This is a genomic window from Globicatella sanguinis NBRC 15551 (assembly GCF_001552295.1).
Lineage (GTDB): Bacteria > Bacillota > Bacilli > Lactobacillales > Aerococcaceae > Globicatella > Globicatella sanguinis.
Genome location: NZ_BCQX01000081.1, coordinates 1 through 10626 on the forward strand (window position 1 = coordinate 1; position 10626 = coordinate 10626).

The window sequence follows — 10626 nt, forward strand, 5'->3', positions numbered from 1 at the left end:
AATTTGACACTATCATTGGCACCTTTTTAAATGAAATTATTTCAAATTTATGGTATAGTTGACACACATTGAAGAATTTAGGAGGGGAAAAAATGTGGAAAGAGTTTAAAGAGTTTATTGCTAATGATAATATTTTACAATTAGCAACTGCTGTTATTATGGGTACTGCTTTTACTGCAATTATTACTAGTTTAGTTGAAGATATTTTTATGCCAATCATTGTCGCCATCACGGGTCAAGCTGACGTTTCAGGTATTGCTTTAAAAATTGGAAACACTACTTTAGGTGTTGGTAACTTTATTCAAGCTATTATTAATTTTCTTTTAATCGCAGCTTTCTTATTTATGGTTATTAAAGGTTTAGAAAAAGTTCAAAGACCTAAACCTGTTGAAGAAGGTCCGGCTGCACCAACTGAAACTGAATTATTACAAGACATTTTAACCGAATTACGTAAAAAATAACTCTATAAAAAACGTTGTGAACCATTTTCTGCTTCACAACGTTTTTTATCTTATATTCTTAAAAATTGGCGCATCGAACGACGGGCTCCAAAAATACCTAAAATGATTCCTATAATCAATATGCCGATTCCAATATATATCAATAATGGCATCGTTGGTAAAAATTGGATATTTACCATTCCAAAAATTTGTCCCGGTACGCGACGAACAGCTTCGTAAATAGCATAGAGTATACCAAAGGCAATGCCTGCGCCCAAAATACCGATAAAAGCTCCTTCGTAAGCAAAGGGTGCTCGGATAAAGCTATTTTTGGCTCCTACTAAACGCATAATCTCAATTTCTGTCTGTCTGGCAAAGATTGTAAGACGAATCGTATTACTAATTAATAATACCGCTACTACAATTAAAATAGCCGCAATCACAGCGAGAATATAACGTAAGACATCAATCTGCTTGAATAAATTATCTGCTGTTAAAGCACCGTAATTCGCTTCTGAAACATACTTTAAGTCATTAATCTGATTGGCAACTTCGCTAATGTTGTCAACATCATCTACGTCTACAACGTATACATTTAATAAAGGATTTGCATCGCCTTCATGGAGAGCAAATTCTTCCCCTACATTTTCGATTAAGGCTTCTAGCTCTTCATCTTTAGTCCGATACGTAATCGTCTTAACATGTTGTATCGCTTGAATTTCTTCTTTTAACAATTTTTCATCTTGCTCATTGGCGGCAGCATCTATCATTACGCGAATTTGAATACTGGATTCAATATCTGAAGTAATCTTTTCAATATTGGTTAAAAGTAAGACGAGCCCTCCTATCATAAACAAGGTTAAAGCCATTGTAAAAACGGAAGCGGTTGTCATCCAACCATTTCTAAATAAATTCCGGATACCATCACGAACATGACGGAAGAAATTTCTAATGATGATCATCGTATTCCCCCTTATAATCATCGCGAACCAAGTGTCCTCGGTTCAATTCTAATACACGATGACGGTAGTCATTAACGAATGTTTCGTTATGTGTTCCCATGATAACAGTGGTGCCTAAATTATTGATATCTTCCAATAATTTCAAAATTCCTAGAGCTGTCTCAGGATCTAAATTACCAGTCGGTTCATCGGCAATTAGAATAGCGGGCTTATTAACGACTGCCCTAGCAATCGCCACTCTTTGTTGCTCTCCACCAGATAATTCTTCTGGTAGCTGATTGACTTTCGTTCTTAAACCTACTTGCTCTAACACTTCATTGACTCGATGCTTAATATCTTTACTTTTCTTACCAGTGACTTCCATTGCATAAGCAACATTTTCATAAACGGTTAGTTTGGGTAATAATTTAAAATCCTGAAAAACAACTCCTACATAACGTCTTAAAAAAGGGACCTCTTTGTCCTTCATTTTAGGCATTTGATATTTACCTACTTGAACCCGTCCTTTCGTAGGAACTTCTTCGCGATAAAGTAATTTCATAAAAGTTGATTTTCCTGAACCACTTGGTCCGACTAAATAAACAAATTCACCTTGCTCAATACGTAAGGTGATATTGTCTAATGCTTTAATACCATTAGGATATTGCTTCGTTACATTCGTTAGTTCTATCATCATTTTCTCCTTTTCAGGTATTTTCTCATTTAGTTTAACATAAAAATATTATTATCTTTTGTCAAACGAGTATCAAATCATTGTCATTCTTCTCGATGATCTTGAATACGCCATTTTAAATAGGCATCAATAAACTCATTTAAATCGCCATCCATTACTGCTTGAGCATTACCCGTCTCATAATTGGTACGGTGGTCCTTTACCATTGAATAAGGGTGAAAAACATACGATCTAATTTGTGAACCCCAAGCAATTTTACTTTGTTCTCCTTTTAATTCCGCAATTTCTTGGGCCTTTTTTTCTTCCTCCAATTGATAGAGTTTTGCTTTTAATAATTTCATTGCCAAATCACGGTTTTGAAATTGTGAGCGTTGAGATTGACTTTGTGTTACAATGCCAGTTGGAATATGCGTGATTCGGATTGCCGAACTGGTTTTATTAATGTGTTGACCTCCAGCTCCCGATGCTCGATAAGTATCAATCCGTAAATCATCTTGATTGATTTCTAATTCAATCGTATCATCAATCATCGGTGTGACTTCAACTGAACAAAACGAGGTGTGTCGACGACTGTTCGAATCAAATGGCGAAATCCTTACTAAACGATGGACACCTTTTTCTGATTTCAAATATCCATAAGCATTATGCCCTTCAATTTCCAGAGTCACACTTTTAATACCGGCCTCTTCACCATCTTGATAGTCTACCATACTCACATTAAAACCATTTTGGTCTGCCCAACGTTGGTACATTCTTAATAACATACTACCCCAATCTTGTGATTCGGTCCCACCAGCACCGGGATGAATCTCTAAAATAGCATTAGAGGCATCATGTGGTTCTGATAATAATAATTTCAATTGATAATTCGTTAAACTTTTTTTCAACTGACCTACTTGTTCAATTGCTTCTTCCATTAAATCATGATCATCAGATTCTTCAAATAGTTCGACTGCCATTAAAATCTCTTCAAACTGTCCTTCTAATCCTTTAAAAGTTTGATAAGTAGATTTTGCTTCATTCAATAAATTAATAGTCTTTTGAGCTTGTTCATTATCATCCCAAAAATGGGCATCCGTCATTTGATGCTCATAATCTGCAATATCGGCTTCTAATGCATCAAAGTCAAAGAGACCCCCTAAAACTATTTATCTGTTTTTCGGCTTCTGTCATAAACTGTTTAATCTCATATAATTCCATCGGTAATTAATATTCCTTTCTTTAGAAAAAGAGAGTGGACTAGAAGTTGAAAATCTGTGATTTTCGCTTCTACAGCCCACCCCTCACAGTTGACTCGTTTTTAAAACCCGTCCAACCGAACTTTGTTTTAAGTCAGTCAACCACTGCACTTTTAGATTGTTAAGAAGGTCGTGAAAAGCATAATCTTAATATGCTCCACCTGTCTTCACATAATAATATTATTTAATCGCATCTTTTGGTGCTGAACTAGGCGCTGGACGAGCTGCAGGATTATTCACTTGCTCACGTTCCACATTTTGTCTAATTTGAGCCTTCATAACAAAACGCGTGATATCCGCTTCAATTGCAGCGATCATCTCTTGGAATCGTTCATAACCTTCAGTTTGATATTCCGTTAATGGGTTTGTTTGTGCATAAGCACGTAATCCGACACCTTGTCTTAAATGATCCATCATATCAATATGATCTGTCCATTTCGCATCTACCACTTTAAGGGTAATTACTTTTTCAAACTCATTGACCTGTTCTGGTGTTGCAAGGGTTTGAATCTTTTCATCATACGCTTTAGATGCTTTATCGTATAAATAATCAACCAATTGTTTTGGTGATTTACCTTGTAAGTCAGCTAATGAAATTTTGTCTGGATGGAATAATGAATTGTGGGAAAATTCTAATAAGCCTTCTAAATTCCATGTTTTCTTTTCACCTTCAGTAGCATAATCTACTTGGGCTTGAATCGTACGTTTAATCATTGCTTTAATATAAGGAGTTAAGCTACCTTCTTCTTGAATAACTTGTAAACGTTGACCATAAATAACTTCACGTTGTTCACGCATGACTTCATCATATTCTAGAACGTTTTTACGGGTATCATAGTTATTACCTTCAACACGTTTTTGAGCTGATTCAACTTGACGTGATAACATCTTACTTTGAATTGCTACATCCTCATCTTCATCTTCAGTCATATTTAATTTTTGCCAAACAGCTTGGACACGATCTGAACCAAAGCGACGCATTAAATCATCTTCTAAAGATAAATAAAATTGAGAAGCACCTGGATCTCCTTGACGACCCGCACGTCCACGTAATTGATTATCAATACGACGTGATTCATGGCGTTCTGTTCCGATTACACATAAACCGCCTATTTCTTTTACACCACTACCTAATTTAATGTCAGTACCACGACCAGCCATGTTCGTTGCAATCGTAACAGCACCACGTTGCCCTGCTTGCATCACGATTTCCGCTTCTTTAAAGTGGTTTTTAGCGTTCAACACTTCGTGTGGTATGCCTTCTTGTGTTAGTAAACGCGATAAGTATTCACTGGTTTCCACCGCAACTGTCCCCACCAAAATCGGTTGCCCTTTTTCATGGCGTTCCTTGATGTCTTTAACGACTGCACGGAATTTGGTTTTTAAGTTTGGATATAATAAATCGGCTGCATCATCACGAATAACTGGACGGTTGGTCGGTATTGAAACAACATTCATATTATATATCTCGCGGAACTCTTCTTCTTCTGTTTTAGCAGTCCCGGTCATTCCGGATAATTTTTCATACATACGGAAATAATTTTGGAAAGTAATGGTCGCCATTGTTTTGGATTCATTTTCAATTTCGACGCCTTCTTTTGCTTCAATCGCTTGATGTAAGCCATCAGAATAACGTCGTCCTTCCATAATACGTCCTGTAAATGGATCGACGATTTTTACTTTACCTTCATCAACTACATAATCAATATCATGAATCATGATGTAATTGGCACGTAACGCCTGATCAATATGGTGAACTAGAGCCGTATTATTAACATCATAAAGATTTGGTAAACGGAAGACACGTTCCGCTTTATCAACCCCGGTATCGGTTAAGGCAATCGTTTTAGAAGTTAAATCAATAGTATAATCTTCTTCTTCTTTTAATCCTTTTGCAAAATAATCAGCACGTGAATAAAGAGCCGTTGAACGACCTGCTTGGCCTGAAATAATTAGAGGTGTACGAGCCTCATCAATTAAAATAGAGTCTACCTCATCCACTACCGCAAAATGTAAAGGACGTTGAACCATTTGATGCTTATAAACAACCATGTTGTCACGTAAATAGTCAAAGCCTAATTCATTATTAGTCGAATAAGTCACATCACAATTGTAAGCCGCACGTTTTTCCGCCGCTGACATACTGTTCAAGTTTAAACCAACTGTTAGGCCTAGGAAACGGAAGACTTCACCCATCTCCTTTGAGTCACGTGTGGCTAAATAATCGTTAACCGTTACAACGTGAACCCCTTTTCCAGTTAAAGCATTTAAATAAACAGGCATTGTTTCGGTTAATGTTTTACCTTCACCGGTTTTCATTTCGGCAATATCACCATTATGGATAACAAGCCCACCTTGAATTTGTACTTTATAAGGGAATAACCCTAAAACACGTCTTGCTGCTTCACGGGTCACCGCAAATGCTTCAACGGTAATATCATCAAGGGTCTCACCTTTAGATAAACGTTCTTTAAAGATATTAGTTTGACCACGTAACTCTTCATCGGTCATATCCTTGTAACGTTGTTCTAATTCCATTACTTTATCAGCAATTTTTGCTGTTCTTTTCAATTCTGCTTTGTCATTTTCAAACATATTTTTCAGAATATTCGCCATTAATTCATAGCTCCTTTGTCAATCAATCTTTATCTTTTATAATCTCAATTAAAATTATACATTCACTCTCTCATTATATCATTAAAGCTATCTAAATAGAAACATTTTTTCTATTTTAAACATATCTTAGCACATCATTTAGCTTTTCACATTATTTTGCTTTGAATTAGATTAAACAAAGAAACTAATGATGCCGGCAATCAAATAACCGACTAAAATAATAGGGAAAAAATCTACTGGTTTTCCCATAGAATGGGTTTTACCTATATTCATCACATCATGATGATTTTGACCAAATAAAATAATAAATGATAAAATGAGACCAATAAAATAAGCCATTGGTACGTTAAGAACCAGAATTAGCCCTATTACCATAGCGAAGATAAATGTCACAATTTTCTTTTGACTTTGATTCATAAAATCCTCCTAATCTTCATTTTCATTTTAGATTATAACATAAGAAAAGGATGGTAAACGAATGAACTCCTATGAATTCTTTCGTTTTCCCATCCTTAATTAGTTAATTTACTTACATTGACGCTGTTTCAATTAAACCATAACGTCCATCTTTACGACGGTACACAATGTTAATTTCATCTGTTTCAGCATCAGTGAAGATAAAAAAGTCATGTCCAAGCATATTCATTTGTAATACTGCTTCTTCACTGTCCATTGGTTTTAAATTCACACGTTTTGAACGTACAATCTCTAATTCAGTTTCTGATTCAGGTTTTACATCTTCTGCAACAAATTGTGTTGCCAATCCATCAAATCCACGTTCTCTAGATTTGCGATGAATTTTTGTTTTATATTTGCGTACTTGTCTTTCTAATTTATCCACAACTAAATCAATACTTGCATATAAATCTGGAGTGGTTTCTTCTGCACGCAATACTAAAAATGATAGTGGAATCGTTACTTCAGCTTTTGCAGTTTTATCAGGATAAACTTTTAAATTAACATACGCTGTTGCTTCAGGTACATCATCAAAGAAACGTTCTAATTTTGAAACTTTCTTTTCTGCATAATCTCGTATTGCTTTAGTAACCTCAATATTTTCTCCACGAACATTATACGTAAACATACAAATCCCTCATTTCATATAAAGTTACAATGAGTAAATTCATCATTTTGATTCCGCTAAAAATAGGAGCTTTCTTCTCAATGACTTCTTTTACTATTGTTAAAAAGCATTGGCTAGCTTTTAACATATTATACCACATTTTTAATTTTTTGGAAACGTAATCAAATATTTTATCGCATAGTTTTCAAATATTTTCATAATATTATTGTTTATATTAAACTATCACGTGCCAGAGTAAGACTTAAACATCGTTCAATTGAATGTTGAAATAACAGTTCTTTCGCTCTAATTAGGGTGGTTCCCGTTGTATAGACATCATCCACGATTAAAATATTTTTTGTCTCTATCTTTTCATTGTTGATTATAAAGGGTTGCACTAAATTCAATCGTTCTTTTTTATTTTTCTTAGCCTGACTCTGTCCTGGCTGATGAATATTATAATCGAATAATTCTTGATAAGGAATATGGGCTAATTCAAACAAAACCTGTATTTGATTAAACCCTCTTTTTTTATAATTTTGCGGTGAACTGGGTAAATAAGTCCATGTATAATTTGAATATTGATAATAGTATTCTTTCAAAATTGGTAGCATGATTTGTGCTTGTCTGATATCCCCTAAATATTTATAATCACGAATCCAATCTTTAAAAAAATCATTATATTCAAAAATAGAACGATGATTTAAATAGTTTTCATCATATAACTTTAACCATTGTTGGCAATCGAAACAAATTGTTTCATCAACTTTTATTAGTGGATGTTGACAGTAGCAACAGACTCCTTTAGTAGCACATTTTTTAAATTTTGACTGACAGCTTTCACAACATGATGGCCACTCAATGGTAGTAAAACTCCAAATTTGTTGCCAACTTAATTGTTGACGTAACGGCTCTTGACATCTTAAACAATGGGTTATTTCATCAATCATTAAGTAGTCCCATCTTTCTAGCAAGACGATTCATTTTCCTAATATTATGACGAGCTTTAATCATTGATACACTAATACCATAATGCGCATACCATAGTTCTCCTGTAGGATAATTCGGTTTGCGCCCAACACGACCACTCATTTGAATAATCGCCGAACTACTATAAGCTCGATCCTCACTACCAATAATCATGACCTGACAATTTGTAAAAGTCACACCTCTTTCTAAGATTGTGGTACTGATTAAAGTAGATAATTCTCCTTGTCGTAACTGATGTACTTTTTCTTTGCGCAAATAATCTTTCGCATGAACAACAGCCATTTTGTTAGCAAGTGCTTCTGCTTGTAGCCATTCATATAAAGCTTCAGCTAAAAGAATATCAGGCATAAATATCAATTTTACACCTTTTAATAATAAAAATTGTTTTATTTTAACCATTAAGGATCCTGAAGACTGTTTTAGCATTATTTGTTGACGCCAATCGCCAATCCAAATAAATTGTGGTTCTGGAAGTGGATAACGATGATATCGTGCAGGTAAAATCGTTCTTTCAGCCTTTTTTTGCCTTATTAACTTCTCAATATAACTATCTGGTGTTGCTGTTAGATAAATTAATTTTCCTTCCTTTTTCACCGCATTTTTGACCGCAAAATGTAAGCTATCATCTCCCGCTAAGGGAAAGGCATCCACTTCATCGACAATAATTAAGTCAAAAGCATGATAAAATTTCCATAATTGATGGGTGGTCGCGATGACAATCCGGGTATAATGATAGGCTTCTGTCATGGTCCCATGAAGCGTGATGACTTTCACGGTCTTGAAAGCTTCTTGTAGACGTGGTGCTAATTCTAAACAAACATCAATTCTAGGCGAAGCCATCGCTACTCTGCCTCCTTGCTGTAATACTTTCTCAATAACTTTAAAAATCATTTCTGTTTTACCCGCACCTGTTACTGCTTGAATAATGTGGATTTTTTGATACTGATGAAGCTTGTTACACATAGCTGTTGATGCTCGATGTTGTTCATCAGAAAGTTGTCCGCGCCAAGTAAGGAGTGGACTATCGTCAACTTGATGTTGATAGGCTGGAATGCGATACAAAAATTCTGCTGAACTTATTCTTCCTAATTGTAAACAATTTATACAATAAACCCTCTCTTTATTAAGTTGTTTAAACTTGGTCTGATTCCCACAGCGTTGGCATTGCCAATGATTGTTCTTTAATTTTATGATGGCTGGAATTTTTTCGAAAAGAGTCACTTGGTGTTCCAACTCTGATACTAATACTTGAAATTTTTCTAAATCAGACACACTTAATTGTCTGCCGGCTAATGCTACTTCCATTTCTTCACCTTCTTTATAAGTAAATACGTGAAAAAAATAAAAACTCTTGAATCAATGAATGATTTTTTTCATTTCATCGAGACAAGAGTTCTATCTTATTTAGTTGTATATTTTTTTACTTCAGGAATTACTTTTTCGCCCAATAAGGTAATCGTCCGTTTAACTTCTTCAAATGGCATGCCACCAAAATCGATTTGTCCAATATAGCGAGTCATTCCCAATTCTTCATACTGTTTAATTAATTTTTCTACTACCAATTCTGGGCTTCCGACATTAATGACTGAATCAAGATTTTTAGCTTTTTCAAATTGTTTTCTCTCAATTCCTTGTTCATTCACCGTAATGGAACCCTCATTGATAAATGGATAGTAATCATCAATTGCTTGTGATGTGTCAGGTCGCACAAATAAATAGCTTGCAACAGCTAATGGGAACTGGCTTGGTTCAAAGCCTTCATGGTTTAACGACTGACGATATTGATCAATTAATAATTGATAATGTTTTAAATCCCCACTAAAGTGCGATACATAAATTGGATCCCCTGCCTGACCAGCCTGTTTTACTGACTCTAAACTTCCGCCAACAGCTCGCCAAATTGGTAATCCTTGTTCCTGAAGAGCACGGGGTAATACAGGAACATTATTTAAAGGAGCACGATGTTCACCGGTCCAGTTAACAACTTCCCGTTGATTGATTAATTTTAAAAGTTCAAATTTTTCATTAAATAAGGCTTCGTAATCAGCTAATTCAAATCCTAATGTCTCATAGAGACCCGTCCGAGCAGACCTTCCACATACCAATTCCATTCGACCATCTGATAGTAAATCAATTGTTGATGCGGCTTCGTATACCCTTACTGGATCAGCTACGCCTATAATGGTAGCACCTGAAGCTAAGCGAATCGTTTTAGTACTTTGAGCAATCGCGCTTAAAATAATTAAATGGGCTTGACTAATAAAATTGCGTTGATGTGATTCTCCTACTTGAAAAATGTCAAAACCAGCTTGTTCGGCTAATTGTGCCATTTCAATAATATTTTTAATCCGTTCTTGTGGCGTAATCAATTGTTTGGTATGAGGGTTTACAACATGTTCTCCTAAAGTATATAAACCTATTTCTAATCCTGTGGACACATAATCCCTCCTAAATATCTAATCCATTTAAAATTATGCTTTTATTTACCTTTTCATCATACCTTAAAGCGTTAAAAAATTCTACCGCTATCTAAAATATAAAGATAAAAAATAAAAAAGGAATGAGAGTGAAGTAAAAAAATAACTTACCTTCAACTAACCCACTCCCGAACTAAACAGCTCTATGCAATTCCTATAAGTACAAC

10 protein-coding genes are annotated in these 10626 nt (G+C 35.0%); 1 reads left to right on the top strand and 9 read right to left on the bottom strand.

What is annotated here, in order from left to right; genetic code table 11:
• Nucleotides 1-92: 92 nt before the first annotated feature.
• On the top strand, nucleotides 93-461 hold the full coding sequence (mscL, locus tag GSA01S_RS07350; RefSeq protein WP_066126243.1) for a large conductance mechanosensitive channel protein MscL: 369 nt from the start codon (nucleotides 93-95) through the stop codon (nucleotides 459-461).
• A 50-nt stretch (nucleotides 462-511) separates the two neighbouring features.
• On the opposite strand, the gene ftsX is transcribed toward mscL, so the two are convergent.
• From ftsX to GSA01S_RS07395, 9 genes are all read right to left on the bottom strand, one after another.
• A complete protein-coding gene (gene ftsX / locus GSA01S_RS07355; protein ID WP_245631295.1) occupies nucleotides 512-1402 on the bottom strand; it encodes a permease-like cell division protein FtsX in 891 nt (296 codons plus the stop codon).
• Complete coding sequence (gene ftsE, locus GSA01S_RS07360) at nucleotides 1389-2075, bottom strand: cell division ATP-binding protein FtsE (protein ID WP_066126244.1); 687 nt, start codon at nucleotides 2073-2075, stop codon at nucleotides 1389-1391. The genes ftsX and ftsE overlap by 14 nt, the downstream gene beginning before the upstream one ends.
• An 83-nt stretch (nucleotides 2076-2158) precedes the next feature.
• A protein-coding gene (gene prfB / locus GSA01S_RS07365; protein WP_157064797.1) for a peptide chain release factor 2 occupies nucleotides 2159-3275 on the bottom strand; the annotation gives its coding sequence in 2 pieces (ribosomal slippage) (nucleotides 2159-3202 and nucleotides 3204-3275; 1116 coding nt in all).
• A 218-nt stretch (nucleotides 3276-3493) separates the two neighbouring features.
• Nucleotides 3494-5929: a preprotein translocase subunit SecA gene (secA, locus tag GSA01S_RS07370; protein ID WP_066126247.1), complete on the bottom strand. Its 2436-nt coding sequence runs from the start codon at nucleotides 5927-5929 to the stop codon at nucleotides 3494-3496.
• A 171-nt stretch (nucleotides 5930-6100) separates the two neighbouring features.
• Entirely contained in the window at nucleotides 6101-6346 is a 246-nt protein-coding gene (locus tag GSA01S_RS07375) for a hypothetical protein (protein WP_066126249.1), read from the bottom strand.
• A 112-nt stretch (nucleotides 6347-6458) separates the two neighbouring features.
• Nucleotides 6459-7013 carry a ribosome hibernation-promoting factor, HPF/YfiA family gene (gene hpf / locus GSA01S_RS07380; RefSeq protein ID WP_066126250.1) on the bottom strand — a complete coding sequence of 185 codons (555 nt, stop codon included), beginning with the start codon at nucleotides 7011-7013 and terminating at the stop codon, nucleotides 6459-6461.
• A 209-nt stretch (nucleotides 7014-7222) separates the two neighbouring features.
• Nucleotides 7223-7966, bottom strand: coding sequence for a ComF family protein (locus GSA01S_RS07385; protein WP_169792686.1), 744 nt, complete (start codon nucleotides 7964-7966; stop codon nucleotides 7223-7225).
• Entirely contained in the window at nucleotides 7935-9287 is a 1353-nt protein-coding gene (locus GSA01S_RS07390; RefSeq protein WP_066126252.1) for an ATP-dependent helicase ComFA, read from the bottom strand. The genes GSA01S_RS07385 and GSA01S_RS07390 overlap by 32 nt, the downstream gene beginning before the upstream one ends.
• Before the next feature lie 95 nt (nucleotides 9288-9382).
• Nucleotides 9383-10420 carry an LLM class flavin-dependent oxidoreductase gene (locus GSA01S_RS07395; protein ID WP_245631296.1) on the bottom strand — a complete coding sequence of 346 codons (1038 nt, stop codon included), beginning with the start codon at nucleotides 10418-10420 and terminating at the stop codon, nucleotides 9383-9385.
• Between the last annotated feature and the right edge of the window lie 206 nt (nucleotides 10421-10626).